Below are 14,898 nucleotides of genomic sequence, written 5' to 3' on the forward strand. Positions count from 1 at the left end.
GAATGAGTAAAGAAATCAAAGCGCAAGTCGTCGTCCTTGGCGCTGGTCCTGCTGGATACTCCGCCGCTTTCCGCTGTGCCGACCTAGGTTTGGAAACCGTATTGGTTGAACGTTACAACAACCTTGGCGGTGTGTGTCTAAACGTCGGCTGTATCCCATCTAAAGCCCTACTTCACGTTGCCAAAGTGATTGAAGAAGCCAAAGCCATGGCCGAGCACGGCGTGGTATTCGGTGAGCCACAAACCGATATCGACAAGATCCGCTCTTGGAAAGATAAGGTCATTGGCCAACTGACGGGTGGCTTAGGCGGTATGGCCAAGCAGCGTAAAGTGACAGTCGTCAATGGCACAGGCCGTTTCACTGGCGCCAACACCCTGTTAGTCGAAGGGGAAGAAAGCACTACTATCAACTTTGATAATGCCATCATCGCGGCCGGCTCTCGTCCTATCGAGCTGCCATTTATTCCGCATGATGACCCACGCATTTGGGACTCCACCGACGCCCTTGAGCTCAAAGAAGTGCCTGAAAAAATGCTGCTAATGGGTGGCGGTATCATCGGCCTAGAGATGGGCACCGTCTACCATGCACTCGGCTCACAGGTTGATGTGGTCGAAATGTGCGATCAGGTGATCCCTGCGGCAGATAAAGACGTGATCAAAGTCTTTACCAAGCGCATCAGCAAGAAGATGAACCTCATGCTGGAAACCAAGGTGACCGCGGTAGAAGCCAAAGAAGATGGCATCTACGTCACCATGGAAGGTAAAAAAGCCCCAGCAGAGCCTGTTCGCTATGACGCTGTTTTGGTTGCCATCGGCCGTAGCCCGAATGGCAAACTGCTTGATGCGGGCCAAGCTGGCGTTGAAGTTGACGATCGCGGCTTTATCAATGTTGATAAGCAGATGCGTACCAACGTGCCGCACATCTATGCGATCGGTGACATCGTGGGTCAGCCTATGTTGGCGCACAAAGGTGTACACGAAGGCCATGTGGCCGCAGAGGTTATCTCAGGTAAGAAGCATTACTTCGATCCAAAAGTGATCCCATCGATTGCGTACACTGAGCCAGAAGTGGCGTGGGTCGGTAAAACTGAGAAAGAGTGTAAAGAAGAAGGCATTAACTACGAAGTAGCAACCTTCCCATGGGCCGCTTCAGGTCGTGCGATTGCGTCTGATTGCTCGGACGGTCTGACCAAGATGATCTTCGATAAAGATACGCACCGTGTGATCGGTGGTGCTGTCGTGGGTACCAACGGCGGTGAGCTGCTGGGTGAAATTGGTCTTGCTATCGAGATGGGTTGTGATGCCGAAGATGTCGCGCTGACGGTTCATGCTCACCCAACCTTGCACGAATCGGTTGGTTTGGCTGCAGAAGTGTTTGAAGGCTCAATCACAGATATGCCTAACCCGAAAGCGAAGAAAAAGAAATAAACCACGCGTTTATATTTTTCTGACTCAGCCCCGCTATGCGGGGCTTTTTTATGTCTGTGAACCCCTGTGGGTCCTGAACAAAAAAAGCGGGCCAAGGCCCGCTTCGTGCGTCAGTCGGTAGCATCGGAATGGTTTAAAGCTTAAAGCTCCCAACCAAGGTATCAAGACGTTGGGAAAGATCGCGCAGTGACTCACTCGCTTCTGCCATGGTGTTGGCGGTATCAGCGGTTTGCTGTGAGCTGTGGTTAATCTCTTCGATATTTTGGTTAATATCGTTGACCACGGTGGACTGCTCTTCAGTCGCGGTGGCCACCTGAGTGTTCATGTCCGAGATTTGTACAATCTGCTCGTTGATTGCATTGAGCGATTGTGACGCCTCATCGGAAGCATTGACCCCTTCGGCGGTCATGGTGCGGCTTTGTTCCATGGCATCTACCGCGTTGCGCGCTTCTTGCTGCAGGCGGTCAATCATAGTCTGGATTTCGTCGGTGGAGTCAGAGGTGCGACTGGCCAAGCTGCGTACTTCATCGGCGACAACTGCAAAGCCACGTCCTTGCTCGCCAGCTCGCGCTGCTTCAATCGCCGCATTCAGCGCCAGCAAGTTGGTTTGCTCAGAGATACCGCGGATCACATCCAAAATACCGCCAATCGAATCGGTGTTTTCAGCCAAGGCGCTGATCACTTTCGACATATTCTCCATGTCATCAGCCAGGCGAGCGATGGTATCTCGTGCTTGGGTCACCACACCTTGACCACTCGCTGCATCATCAGAGGCTTGGTTGGCGGCACTGGCAGCACTGGCGGCATTGCCTGCAATCTCATTAACGGTCGCCCCCATTTCATTGATGGCGGTCACCACTTGCACGGTGCGATCTCGCTGATACTCGCTTTGTGATTGGGTGGCGCCAGCTTGTGATGACACTTGCTCGGCCGCACTACGCAACTCACCACCGGTGCGGGCAACGTCTGAGACTAAACGATGGATTTTCTCCACAAAGCTATTAAAGCCAGAGGCAAGTTGACCAATCTCATCTTGGCTGTTGATATCCACGCGTTGGCGCAGATCCCCTTCACCTTCACCAATTTCACGGAACACATTGGCCACGTATTGGATCGGCTTGGTAATGGTTGCGGCAAGCCAGACGGCAACGACGATAAAAATGAGACCGACGACGACCGATACCATCAGGATCTGATTGCGCGTTTCATTGAGAGGCGCGTAAACCTCTTCGGCAGGGACATCGGCGATAACAAACCAATCCATGGAGGGCACATAACTGGATGCGAGCAGGACTTCTTCACCATTAATACGGGTGTCGAAGAGGTTAAAATCGCCTTTTTGCAGCAAGCTGCGCGCTTGCCCACCATAAATATCGCTTAAGGTTTGCTCACCCATTAGATTGGTGTCGCGGTGCAGTTGCACTAGGCCGTCAGCGTTGACCAAGAAGACAAAACCCGATTGTTCAATTTTAAATTGATTCAAAAAGCGGGTCATGTCCTCCAACGAGCGTGAAAAACCGGCTAATCCTTTACCGTTAAGCTGTTGAAAGTTGACGAACAGTTTGAGCTCGCCATTATCCTCTTGGAATACCTGGGCCATGGTGGCATTGCCACTGTCGAGGAAGTTGTAAAACCAACTGTCTTTTTCACGCGTTAACACCCGTAAAAATCCGTTCTGATTCCAATACTGCCCGGTGTTGCGGTTGGCAATGGAGGCATCATTCAAATCGTATTGCTCACGTAATACGTTGAGCTGTTTGATCACGCGGGTTTCTTCTGCAGACGTAATATCTTGGTTGATGATATCTAGCATCACCGGGTTAGAAGCCAGCTGACGTGCGGCCGATTGTAGCTGGTTTACCTCACTATCAATGGTATCTCTAAACTGGGTGAGGGTGGTGGGAAGCTCGTTTTCTAACAGGCGCTTTTCCATGATGTCGCGTGCTTGGCTTAAGCTCATATAACTGATGATGGCGGTGGAGGCGATCACCGCGGAGACAAATGCCAACACGAGTTTTTGTTTGATCGTGAGTTGCTTTAGCTTCATGCCCTTCTCTCTATTGGGTCTATTAACAGACGATAGGTTAGCGTGACAAAAATGTGATGATGTTTATGGCACTAACATCTAAGTTAGCAGATATGTGTGAATGATTGGTTATATATCGACCATGAAACAATAAAATTGAAGCTTTTGCTTAGGGTTATTGATAAAAATGACACTTTACTCGCGCTTTCAACATAAAGCGGTAAAAGTGTGTCGTCGTTTGCGGGAGATAGGGCGCAAAGCAATGGTAGTCGGATCACTGCGCGATGGCGAAAAGCGGTGTAGAATCAGTGACAACCGCGATAGGCTCTGGGTAACTTATACCTAGAGGTGTGGATTAGCGTACCGCGTCACTACGACCTAAGTATTATGTTTCACAAAACGAGTAGATTTTAATTTTAGGTTAAAAATGCTATCCTCACGCAGCGGTTACGTGCTCGAACCCTCGTCTTGCTGGAAAATTTTAATAAACTTCGCCGGATAAGCGTGATACGAGTACTAACACTTTCCAAGGATGTTGGATCACACGATCTGACCGAGAAAAGAGGAAATAGTCGTGCTTGAAGCCTACCGTAAACACGTCGAAGAACGTGCCGCTCAGGGTATTGTGCCTAAACCGCTTAACGCTGAGCAAACCGCCAGTTTGATAGAACTGCTGAAAAACCCGCCCGCTGGCGAAGAAGAAACCCTCGTTTATTTACTGGAAAACCGAATCCCACCCGGTGTGGATGAAGCCGCTTATGTGAAAGCTGGCTTTCTTGCCGCCCTAGCTAAAGGCGAGGCGCAATCACCCTTGATTAGCCCCGAGCGTGCCACTGAATTACTTGGCACCATGCAAGGGGGGTATAACATCGAACCACTGATCACCTTACTTGATGATGACAAGCTTGCGCCCATTGCGGCGAAAGTGCTGTCTCATACCTTATTGATGTTCGATGCGTTTTACGACGTTGAAGACAAAATGAAAGCAGGCAATGCCTACGCTAAGCAGGTGATGGCGTCGTGGGCGAACGCTGAGTGGTACCTGGAAAAACCACAAATTCCTGAAAAAGTGACACTGACTGTGTTCAAAGTCTCGGGTGAAACCAACACCGATGACTTGTCACCCGCGCCAGATGCTTGGTCACGTCCAGATATTCCCTTACATGCTCTTGCGATGCTGAAAAACGAGCGCGAGGGTATTCAGCCGGATAAACCGGGAGAGATTGGCCCGATCGAGCAAATGAAAAAGCTGGAAGAAAAAGGTCATCCACTGGTTTATGTCGGTGATGTGGTCGGTACTGGCTCGTCTCGTAAGTCGGCAACTAACTCGGTGTTGTGGTTTATGGGGCACGATATTCCTAACGTCCCTAACAAGCGCTCAGGTGGTTTTTGTTTAGGTGGCAAAATCGCGCCTATTTTCTTTAATACCATGGAAGATGCGGGCGCTCTGCCGATTGAACTTGATGTGAGCAAGCTCAACATGGGCGATGTGATTGACCTGTATCCGGCCGACGGCAAAGTGTGCAAGCACGGCACCGATGATGTCCTATCTACCTTCCAACTAAAAACGGACATTCTGTACGATGAAGTGCGTGCGGGCGGACGTATCCCCTTGATCATTGGCCGAGGGCTGACCGATAAAGCCCGCGAAAGCTTAGGGCTTGAGCCCTCTGAGGTGTTCCGTCGCCCACGTCCGGTGGCTGATTCCACCAAAGGCTTTACCTTGGCACAAAAAATGGTGGGCAAAGCGTGTGGCGTTGAGGGCGTGCGCCCGAACACCTATTGTGAGCCAAAAATGACCACCGTGGGCTCGCAAGATACCACCGGGCCAATGACTCGCGACGAGCTGAAAGATTTGGCCTGCCTTGGCTTTACCGCTGATTTGACCATGCAGTCGTTCTGCCATACCTCGGCTTATCCAAAGCCGGTGGATGTGGAAACCCACCATACGTTGCCAGACTTTATTATGAACCGTGGTGGTGTGGCGCTGCGTCCCGGTGACGGTGTGATCCACTCATGGCTCAACCGTATGCTGCTGCCTGATACCGTAGGTACTGGTGGCGATTCACATACTCGCTTCCCCCTCGGGATCTCTTTCCCGGCAGGCTCTGGCTTGGTCGCGTTTGCCGCGGCAACTGGGGTCATGCCTTTGGATATGCCAGAGTCCGTATTGGTACGCTTTAAAGGCGAAATGCAACCCGGGGTGACGTTGCGTGACCTGGTTCATGCTATCCCTTACTTTGGCATTCAAAAAGGGCTGCTGACGGTGGAGAAATCGGGCAAGATTAACGAGTTCTCTGGCCGTATTTTGGAGATCGAAGGGGTTGAGCACCTGACGGTTGAGCAGGCGTTTGAGCTGTCAGATGCATCAGCGGAGCGTTCAGCGGCTGGTTGTACCGTTAAGTTGTCGCAAGACTCTGTGGCTGAGTATTTAGAGTCGAACATTGTGATGCTTAAGTGGATGATCTCTGAGGGCTATGGCGATCGCCGTACCATCGAGCGCCGCATTCAAGCTATGCAACAGTGGCTGGAAAACCCAAGCTTGATGGAAGCAGATAAAGATGCCGAGTATGCGCATGTGCTTGAAATCGATCTGGCTGACATCAAAGAGCCAATTCTATGCGCGCCGAATGATCCCGATGATGCGCGTAGTTTGTCAGATGTGGCAGGCGACAGTGTTGATGAAGTCTTTATCGGCAGCTGTATGACCAACATTGGTCACTTCCGCGCGGCGGGTAAACTGCTGGACAAGTTTGGAGGGAGTTTATCTACCCGTATGTGGGTGGCACCACCGACGAAGATGGACAGAGATCAGCTCACCGCCGAAGGCTACTACGGCATTTATGGCCGGGCAGGGGTGCGCATAGAAACGCCAGGATGCTCGTTGTGTATGGGTAACCAAGCGCGTGTGGCAGAAAAGTCTACCGTACTGTCGACCTCGACGCGCAACTTCCCGAACCGACTGGGTACGGGCGCCAATGTCTATCTCGCATCAGCGGAGTTGTCTGCTGTCGGCGCGATCCTTGGCCGTATTCCGACCAGAGAGGAATACCTTGAGTACGCGGAGCAAATTAATGCGACCGCTAGCGATACCTATCGCTACCTCAACTTCCATCAAATGGATGCCTACACCAAAAAAGCGGATGATGTGATTATTAAAGCCGCGGTATAAGCGTATTTTACTCGCAGGCTCACAGAAAGCGCCCCCGTTGTTAGGGGGCGCTTTTTTTGGATTTAACCTTTAGGTAACACTCATGTGTAACCAGCTAATCGGATCAAGCGTGCTATGTTTTCACCGGTGCGCATGAGATTTTTTTTGCTATTCATCAGCGCGTCGCTCAATTCACAAGGGCCCGCTTGAATGGGGAAGATTGCGGTGACACCTTGCTGATAAAGCGCTTCGCAATCGTCACCGACACTGCCAGCGAGCACGATGACGGGGACATCATCGGCATGTGCGATTCTGGCGATAGCAGCCGGCACTTTGCCGTGCTGCGTTTGCCCATCGACACGGCCTTCGCCCGTGATCACCCAATCGGCTTGCGCTAACACGTGGTGTGCATGGGTGCGTGAGAGCAATAAGTCGACACCGGGCTCAAGCTGCGCGCCAAGTAATCCGCCGAGTGTTGCACCCATCCCGCCAGCCGCGCCAGCGCCTGCAAAGTGGCAAATGGACTGTCCTAATTGCAGGTGGCAAATACTGGCAAAGCGGTGCAGGTATTGCTCCAAGTCTCGAATATCTTCTTCCCGGGCGCCTTTTTGTGGTCCAAAGACGGTCGTGGCACCATGTGGTCCACATAAGGGGTTATCGACATCGCAGGCGGCAGTGAGTTTGACCGTGTTAAGGCGAGCATCCAGTTCGTCAAGATCCAGAGTCATCAGCGCACCCAGCCCCTCTCCTGTAGGCGGTATCGGTTTGCCTGCGCCATCAAGAAGCTTGGCGCCGAGGGCGGTTAGGATCCCTGCACCGGCATCATTGGTGGCACTGCCCCCCAAGCCGATAATGATTTCGTCAATATCATGGTCAAGCGCGGCACGAATCAGTTCGCCGGTCCCTAAGCTGGTGGTATGACGAGGATGGCGTGCGTGCTGTGGCACTAAGGGAAGGCCTGAAGCACTGGCAACATCGATAACGGCCAGACGATGTTCGCGATTGATAACAAATTCGGCGGTCACCGAGCGAAAGTCAGGCCCAGTGACCTCGCAGTGATAGCGCTCGCCACCAAGCTGATCGAGAAAGCTTTGTGCAAAGCCCTCACCACCATCCGCCATTGGCAGTTGCGAGAAACGGGCGTTAGGTAAAATAGGCACCATGCCAGCCTCAATCGCCTGTGCAACATGGCGAGCACTAAGGCCTTCTTTAAATGAATCAGGTGCGATCACGATATGCATTTGCCTATCCTTTGCTGCCTACTGTTATTCCATTTAAGTATGGTTGAAGTGATATTTGGATGACAGTCCCGGCTTGGCAATTCTGGCAAAAAGCAGGACAATAGCGTGCCAAATTTGGAGGTCAGTGTGGATTACGAATTTTCTCGCAACAGTTTTGATGACAGCTACCGGATTGTTTTTTCTATGGGACATGAAGCCATAGGACGTTGGCTATTGGATGAACTCGGCACTGAGCTGGCTCAAGTGACACCCTGTCTACATACTCTGCAGCAACTTGAGTCAGAGCAGCAGTGGCGCGGGCATACGTTCACGCTTACCGCCAATCGTGATGAGGTCGTGGTGGTGGCGAATGCCATGCTGCAACCTGCCTCGGATGATGCGCAAACCACGCTCAATGAGCAGGCGCTGACCTTTTATGATGAAGAAAGTTACGCGGCGTGTGGTTACCAAGATTTTTTAGTGATGTTGGGCGCTTACCAAGACTTCATTGCCCGTTACGGTCGACGTTAAGTGCTGAGGCTCACTGAGTGAGCGATGCATGGATGAGCACGTATTCCCCTATGCGTGCTTTGAATAGATAGATCTCCCCCTCGTTTTTTCTCCTTATTCTCGTGTCGATGTTCCCCATTGGTGCAATTGCCTATCGTTCCCCTTGGCATGCGCGGTGTTGGTGAATAATTCGCACTTAAATGGTGCAAATGAACGCCCTTACATGTGTTTTTAATTTAAGTTGTTGATTTTAAATTATTTAAATCTTGGCACGGCTCTTGATGGTTGGATGATGATGCAAACACAAGGACGCAGGAGAAGGATATGAAACTGATTAGCGCCATTATCAAGCCGTTCAAGCTYGATGACGTACGTGAAGCGTTGGCGGATGCTGGCATTGACGGCATGACTGTCTCAGAAGTGAAAGGCTTTGGCCGCCAAAAAGGGCACACAGAGTTATACCGTGGTGCTGAATATCAGGTCGATTTTTTACCCAAAGTAAAATTAGAAATCGCTGTGCAGAGCGAACATGTCGACAGTGTGGTGGATGCGATCGCTCAAGCCGCACAAACCGGCAAGATCGGCGACGGGAAGATCTTCGTCTTTGATCTTCAGCAGGCGGTGCGGATCCGTACTGGCGAGATGGATCTGGAAGCAATTTAAAAACAGGGAGTAAAGACAATGGAACTGGTAAACACGGTGACTGAATTGCGCTACGCGCTCGACACTTTTTTCTTTCTTTTATCTGGTGCGTTAGTGATGTGGATGGCGGCTGGCTTTGCCATGTTAGAGGCAGGCCTAGTGCGCTCGAAAAACACCACTGAGATACTGACCAAAAATATCTGCCTCTACGCCATCGCGTGCACTATGTACCTGTTGGTGGGTTATAACATCATGTACGTGGATAACAGTGGCGGTGGCTTTGTCCCTTCTTTTGGGACCTTGATTGGTACGCAAGGGGCAGACGCGGATCACTCGCTTGAATCAGACTTCTTCTTCCAAGTGGTGTTTGTGGCAACCGCGATGTCTGTGGTGTCAGGCGCGGTAGCTGAGCGTATGAAGCTGTGGGCATTCCTGGTGTTCTCTGTCGTCTTAACCGCGGTGATTTATCCGGTTGAAGGTTACTGGACCTGGGGCGGTGGTTTTCTTTCAGAAGCAGGCTTTAGCGACTTCGCAGGCTCCGGGATTGTTCACATGGCCGGTGCCGCTGCGGCCCTAGCAGGTGTCCTGCTCTTGGGGGCGCGTAAAGGGAAATACAGCAAAAATGGCAAAATCAATCCCATCCCTGGCTCAAACCTGCCTCTGGCAACACTCGGTACCTTCATCTTATGGTTCGGCTGGTTTGGGTTTAACGGTGGCTCACAACTGATGGTCTCGGATTTTGAAAACGCTACGGCGGTCGGACAAATCTTCTTGAATACCAATGCGGCGGCGGCGGCCGGTGCGATAGCCGCCTTGCTGGTGTGTAAAACCCTTTGGGGAAAAGCCGATTTGACCATGGTGCTTAACGGTGCGTTAGCCGGCTTAGTGGCCATCACGGCGGATCCTTTATCGCCTTCACCCGTGGCAGCGCTGATTATCGGTGCGGTATCAGGTGTGATTGTCGTATTCAGTATTATCGGTCTGGACAAGGTAAAAGTGGATGATCCTGTCGGTGCTATCTCCGTGCACGGTGTGTGTGGCTTCTTCGGCTTGATGGTTGTGCCTTTAAGTAACACCGGAGCAACCTTTGGTGCGCAGCTTCTGGGCGCGGCGGTGATTTTTGCTTGGGTGTTTGCGGCAAGTTTCCTCGTGTGGCTAGTACTGAAAAACACCATGGGGGTTCGTGTCACCGAAGAAGAGGAGATGTCAGGGATGGATCTACACGACTGTGGTATTGATGCATATCCCGAATTTGTCAGCGTAAAATAGTCAGTTACACGCAATTCGATTAGACTCTGAAACGAAACCTTACATTTTTAATGTAGGGTTTCGTTTTTTTTTGATCTTATCGATATTGAGCATCCAGTCATTCTCTGTATACTAACGAAAGTGAGATTCGTTATCATTTATCATCATATTTAAGGACTGCCACGATGAAAAAACTACTGATTGCCTCGGCTATTACCGCAAGCTTATTAGGAACCAGCGCCGCGGTCGCATCCGAAGAAGTCAATGTTTACTCGTATCGCCAACCTTTCTTGATTGAGCCTATGTTCGATGCGTTTACCGAAGAGACCGGCATTGAAGTGAATGTTAAGTTCGCTAAAAAAGGCATGGCGGAAAAGGTCAAGCAAGAAGGAGAGTACAGCCCGGCTGACGTACTGCTAACCGTTGATATCTCACGCCTTAAAGAGCTGGTAAACCAAGACGTAGTGCAGCCTGTGCAAAGCGATCTCATCGATCAAAACGTGCCTGAGCAGTTCCGTGATAGTGAAGATAAGTGGGTCGCGCTAACCACGCGTGCACGTGCGGTATACTCTTCTCGCGAGCGTGTCGGCAAACTGGGTGACGATTTTGATTATCTCGACTTGGCAAAACCAGAATGGAAAGGCAAGATTTGCACCCGTTCAGGCAAACACCCATACAATGTTTCTCTGGTGTCAGCTATCATCGAAAACCACGGTGAAGCGAAAGCCAAAGAGTGGCTTGAGGGCGTAAAAGACAATCTCGCACGTAAACCACAAGGCAATGATCGTGCACAAGTGAAAGCGATCAAAGAAGGCCTGTGTGACGTCTCACTAGGTAATAGCTATTACCTGGGCAAAATGCTGAACGACGAAGAACAAACAGCGTGGGCGGAAGCGGTTTACTTGAACTATCCAGGCCAGAATGCTTACGGTACGCACGTGAACGTGAGTGGCATGGCGATGGCGAAGTACGCACCGAACGAAGAAAACGCGCTAAAACTAATGGAATTTTTAACGTCAGACAAAGCACAGCATATGTATGCTGAGGTGAACTTCGAAGAGCCGGTGAAGCCGGGTGTTGAGCAGTCTGAGCTGGTGGCGTCTTGGGGCGACTACAAGCATGACCCAATGCCGCTTGAGGCGATTGCGGATAACTACAGCCAGTCAGTGAAATTGCTGGATGAAGTTCAGTTCGACCTGTAAGCCATTGCATAGGGGCGGCTGCCGCCCCTGTTGTCTTTCTCTGACGCCTTAATGTAGTAGGCCATGCGAGATAGATTACCCATGATAAAAACCAGCAGTTGGGGCCTAGCCCTATTGCTGGTTTTGCCGATCTTAGCGATCTTTTATACCGCGGTGGGCGATACCGGGGATATTTTTCCCCATTTGTTCGAGACCGTACTACCGACTTACACCTTGAATACCAGCTTATTAGTGGCTGGCGTGGTGGCGATTGCGATCATTCTCGGAGTACCCACCGCCTGGATGCTGGCCATGTATCAGGTACCGGGTAGCCGGCAACTGCAGTGGGCGATGGTGCTTCCGCTTGCGATGCCGGGCTATATCATCGGTTATATCTATACTGACTGGTTTGATTATGCGGGTCCATTGCAACGCGGCTTGCGGGCGCTGTTTGAATGGCAAACGGTCAATGATTACTGGTTTCCCGATATGCGTACCTTGCCAGGTGCGTGTTTTGTGCTGGCGTTAGTCTTATACCCTTATATCTACCTGCTCACCCGTGCCGCATTTATGGAGCAGAGTGTCACCTTGACCCACTCCGCGCGTTTGCTCGGTTGCTCACCGATGCAAAGCTTTCGGCGCATTTCTTTACCGTTAGCACGGCCGGCGATTGCGGTAGGTGCCTCTTTGGTGGCAATGGAGGCACTAGGCGATTTTGGTACGGTCAATTACTTTGCGGTCAGCACTCTTACGACCGCGGTCTATGATACCTGGTTGAGCTATTCGAGCTTAACCGCTGCCGCTAAAATCTCAGCGATCATGCTGGTGGCTATCTTCCTTTTGATCAGTGCGGAACGTTATGGGCGACGCAAACAAGCGCAATTTAGTCCAAGCTCGAGCAGTGATGCGATTGAGAAAATGCCCTTAACAGGCTGGCGTAAAGTGGGGGTGTTAGCCTGGTGCTGGAGTTTATTGTCACTGGCGTTTATTTTACCCCTGCTACAGCTGTTAGTTTATGCATGGCACTACTACGAAAAAAATGCGGTCAGCGAGTTTGCCACTTTTAGCTATAACAGCTTTTATACCTCCAGTTTGGCGGCTCTGATCGCGGTGGGTATTGCGTGGACCGTGAATGTGTATCGCCGCCTGCGTGGGCATGGGGTCAGTGTTGCCCCCATGCGGTTGGCGTCGATGGGCTATGCGGTGCCGGGGACGGTGCTTGCGATTGGTGTGATGTTAGTATTGACCCGCGGTGATCACTTCATTAACGATATTGCCACGCATTACGGCTGGGGACGGCCTGGCCTCCTATTATCTGGCACCATGGTGGCCTTATTGGTCGCGTTTGTCGTGCGGTTCAGTGCCGTCGCCATTGGCAGTATTGAATCAAGCATGGCCAAAATTCCTCCGTCACTGGATATGGCGGCGCGAACCATGGGATGCACCACCACAGGGGTGATTCGCCGTGTGCATTTACCCTTAATTCGGCGGGGCACGCTCATTGCGATGCTGTTGGTGTTTATTGAGTCGATGAAAGAGCTTAATGCAGCGATTCTACTACGCCCTTTTAATTTCGAAACACTGGCCACGTATGTGTACAACTTTACCTCGGATGAGCACTTGGAGTATGCCGCCTTGCCTGCCATTTTGTTGGTCGTGGTTGGCTTGGTCCCCCTTATCCTGATTAACCGGTCATTGGAGCAAAAATATCAATGAAGTGTGCGCTCGCGATAGAGAATTTGACCTGCAGTTATAACGGTACGCCTGTCCTCAAGGATTTGTCGCTGCAAGTCGCGCAGGGAGAGATTGTGTGCTTGCTCGGCGCGAGTGGCTGCGGGAAGACGACGTTGCTAAAAGCAATGGCTGGATTAATGCCATTATCGTCAGGAAAACTATCGATTGGGTGCAAACTCATGGATGATACTCAGCATTCAATCCCGCCAGAGCAACGCAATATTGGGATGATTTTTCAAGACTATGCGCTGTTCCCACACCTTACGGTGGCAGACAACGTGGGGTTTGGTCTGTCTGGATTCAGCACGGCAGCACGAAGTGAAAAAGTGACTGAAATGCTCAAGCTGGTGCGTCTGGCGGAGCTGGGTGACCGCTATCCTCATCAGCTCTCGGGCGGCCAGCAACAGCGGGTGGCGATAGCGCGCGCGCTGGCTTATGAACCCGATCTGTTATTGCTTGATGAGCCCTTTTCGAATATTGATACCCAAGTTCGTCATGATTTAATTGAGGAAATCCGACGCATTTTTAAATCCCAAGGGGTGACGGCGATCCTGGTGACGCATAGTCGAGAAGAAGCATTCGCGTTTGCCGATAAGCTGGCCGTGATGAACCAGGGACTCATTGAGCAGTATGGTGATACCACTGAGGTGTATTATCAACCTGCGAGCCGCTTCGTCGCTGATTTTCTTGGCCAGGGCTCTTATGTGCCGGTAACGGTCTCGTCGCAAGAACAAATGCAGACACCGCTCGGCCCTTGGCCTCGTCCGGTGCATTGTCATCCAGGCCCGCATTGGTGGTTACTGAGACCGCAGTTTCTTAGCATTCGTGCTGATGAGAAGGGGGAAGGGCAGGTATTGTCTCAGCAGTTTATGGGGGACAGCAGCCGTTACACCATCGATATCCACGGTCAAAAACTATCGGTGCACGCGCGCGAGCCGCTATTGGTTGGGGATAAAGTCAGTTTACATATCCGCCCTCACGAGCCCGTCCTGTTCAATGATGGGCCGAGTTTTATTGACGATTAAGACACCAGAACCAAAAAAGCCAACCGAGGGGTTGGCTTTCTACTAGGTTGAACACCTGGTTAGCTTTGTTGGCACAGTACATCAACATAGTGCTGAGCCATGGCGTTTAAAGCCGTTTTATCTGGTTGTTGGTGCGCCTGTAAAAACAGCACATAGCACACCCCAGCTAACATACTGGCAAGCTCACGCGGTTGGTAACGGTCGACCATTTCACCTTTTGCCATCCCGTTCTCGAACACGTGCTCGAACTGATCCATCGCATCTCGACTGCCTTTGACAAAGCGTGGCCAAATATCCTCGCGAATAGAGGTACTCCATTCAAACCAGACTTTCATCCAAGCTTTGTCTGCCAGTGCCGTGTCGATAATTTGCGAGGTAATGCAGTTTAGCGATGCTCGCATTGATTGATCTTGCTCGGTGCACTCATTAATGAGTTTTATGAAGTGTTTCTCGGTCTGGGCCAAGATCTCTTCCACCAAGTCTTCACGGGTTGGGAAGTAGTTAAATACGGTCGCGACAGAGACGTCTGCCATTTCGGCAATATCGGCGTGTCCGGCACGACCAATCCCGCGTTTCGCAAACACATCTAAGCCACACCCTAATAACTGCTCTTTGCGGCGCTCGGGCGATAGCCGCGTCCTTGTTCTCTCATTTGATTGAGCCATCCTAAAACCTGCCAACTTATTTTTGGTTTGTACAAATTAATTATTGTTTGTGCTAATGATTTTATTATT

General features: G+C 51.1%; 11 protein-coding genes. 8 read left to right on the plus strand and 3 right to left on the minus strand.

Going from position 1 to position 14,898, the window contains the following annotated elements; all coding sequences use genetic code 11:
* Nucleotides 1-2 precede the first annotated feature (2 nt).
* On the plus strand, nt 3-1,427 hold the full coding sequence (gene lpdA, locus BZG13_RS00655; RefSeq protein ID WP_077456501.1) for a dihydrolipoyl dehydrogenase: 1,425 nt from the start codon (nt 3-5) through the stop codon (nt 1,425-1,427).
* A gap of 133 nt (nt 1,428-1,560) precedes the next feature.
* Here the strand turns inward: lpdA and BZG13_RS00660 are convergent, their stop codons facing one another.
* Entirely contained in the window at nt 1,561-3,474 is a 1,914-nt protein-coding gene (locus tag BZG13_RS00660; protein ID WP_077484268.1) for a methyl-accepting chemotaxis protein, read from the minus strand.
* A 553-nt stretch (nt 3,475-4,027) separates the two neighbouring features.
* Here BZG13_RS00660 and acnB point away from each other — a divergent pair.
* Complete coding sequence (gene acnB / locus BZG13_RS00665; protein WP_077456505.1) at nt 4,028-6,625, plus strand: bifunctional aconitate hydratase 2/2-methylisocitrate dehydratase; 2,598 nt, start codon at nt 4,028-4,030, stop codon at nt 6,623-6,625.
* Between the two features lie 80 nt (nt 6,626-6,705).
* Here the strand turns inward: acnB and BZG13_RS00670 are convergent, their stop codons facing one another.
* Entirely contained in the window at nt 6,706-7,845 is a 1,140-nt protein-coding gene (locus tag BZG13_RS00670; RefSeq protein ID WP_077484270.1) for a glycerate kinase, read from the minus strand.
* 126 nt (nt 7,846-7,971) lie between these two features.
* On the opposite strand from BZG13_RS00670, the gene BZG13_RS00675 reads away from it, so the two are divergent.
* The 6 genes from BZG13_RS00675 (at nt 7,972) to BZG13_RS00700 (ending at nt 14,164) form a co-directional block, all read left to right on the plus strand.
* On the plus strand, nt 7,972-8,355 hold the full coding sequence (locus BZG13_RS00675) for a YacL family protein (RefSeq protein WP_158011720.1): 384 nt from the start codon (nt 7,972-7,974) through the stop codon (nt 8,353-8,355).
* A 303-nt stretch (nt 8,356-8,658) separates the two neighbouring features.
* Nucleotides 8,659-8,997, plus strand: a complete 339-nt coding sequence (locus BZG13_RS00680) for a P-II family nitrogen regulator (protein ID WP_069363377.1) — start codon at nt 8,659-8,661, stop codon at nt 8,995-8,997.
* Nucleotides 8,998-9,015: 18 nt separating this feature from the next.
* Nucleotides 9,016-10,245 (plus strand): ammonium transporter, encoded by a 1,230-nt coding sequence (locus tag BZG13_RS00685; RefSeq protein ID WP_077484274.1) that lies wholly within the window; start codon nt 9,016-9,018, stop codon nt 10,243-10,245.
* A gap of 164 nt (nt 10,246-10,409) precedes the next feature.
* Entirely contained in the window at nt 10,410-11,426 is a 1,017-nt protein-coding gene (locus BZG13_RS00690; RefSeq protein ID WP_069363379.1) for a Fe(3+) ABC transporter substrate-binding protein, read from the plus strand.
* 63 nt (nt 11,427-11,489) lie between these two features.
* Complete coding sequence (locus BZG13_RS00695; protein ID WP_046073998.1) at nt 11,490-13,121, plus strand: ABC transporter permease; 1,632 nt, start codon at nt 11,490-11,492, stop codon at nt 13,119-13,121.
* Nucleotides 13,118-14,164, plus strand: a complete 1,047-nt coding sequence (locus BZG13_RS00700; protein WP_077484276.1) for an ABC transporter ATP-binding protein — start codon at nt 13,118-13,120, stop codon at nt 14,162-14,164. Before BZG13_RS00695 ends, BZG13_RS00700 begins: the two co-directional genes overlap by 4 nt.
* Nucleotides 14,165-14,223: 59 nt before the next feature.
* Here the strand turns inward: BZG13_RS00700 and BZG13_RS00705 are convergent, their stop codons facing one another.
* Nucleotides 14,224-14,829 carry a TetR/AcrR family transcriptional regulator gene (locus BZG13_RS00705; RefSeq protein WP_077484278.1) on the minus strand — a complete coding sequence of 202 codons (606 nt, stop codon included), beginning with the start codon at nt 14,827-14,829 and terminating at the stop codon, nt 14,224-14,226.
* Nucleotides 14,830-14,898 lie beyond the last annotated feature (69 nt).

The sequence above is a fragment of the Salinivibrio sp. ML323 genome (assembly GCF_001995745.1).
In the GTDB taxonomy this organism is placed as follows: Bacteria; Pseudomonadota; Gammaproteobacteria; order Enterobacterales; family Vibrionaceae; genus Salinivibrio; species Salinivibrio kushneri.

Excerpts from the sequence above, each read along its gene's own strand:
- lpdA (WP_077456501.1), top strand. The coding sequence starts at position 3 with ATGAGTAAAGAAATCAAAGCGCAAGTCGTCGTCCTTGGCGCTGGTCCT.
- BZG13_RS00660 (WP_077484268.1), bottom strand. The coding sequence starts at position 3,474 with ATGAAGCTAAAGCAACTCACGATCAAACAAAAACTCGTGTTGGCATTT.
- BZG13_RS00670 (WP_077484270.1), bottom strand. The coding sequence starts at position 7,845 with ATGCATATCGTGATCGCACCTGATTCATTTAAAGAAGGCCTTAGTGCT.
- BZG13_RS00685 (WP_077484274.1), top strand. The coding sequence starts at position 9,016 with ATGGAACTGGTAAACACGGTGACTGAATTGCGCTACGCGCTCGACACT.
- BZG13_RS00690 (WP_069363379.1), top strand. The coding sequence starts at position 10,410 with ATGAAAAAACTACTGATTGCCTCGGCTATTACCGCAAGCTTATTAGGA.
- BZG13_RS00695 (WP_046073998.1), top strand. The coding sequence starts at position 11,490 with ATGCGAGATAGATTACCCATGATAAAAACCAGCAGTTGGGGCCTAGCC.
- BZG13_RS00700 (WP_077484276.1), top strand. The coding sequence starts at position 13,118 with ATGAAGTGTGCGCTCGCGATAGAGAATTTGACCTGCAGTTATAACGGT.
- BZG13_RS00705 (WP_077484278.1), bottom strand. The coding sequence starts at position 14,829 with ATGGCTCAATCAAATGAGAGAACAAGGACGCGGCTATCGCCCGAGCGC.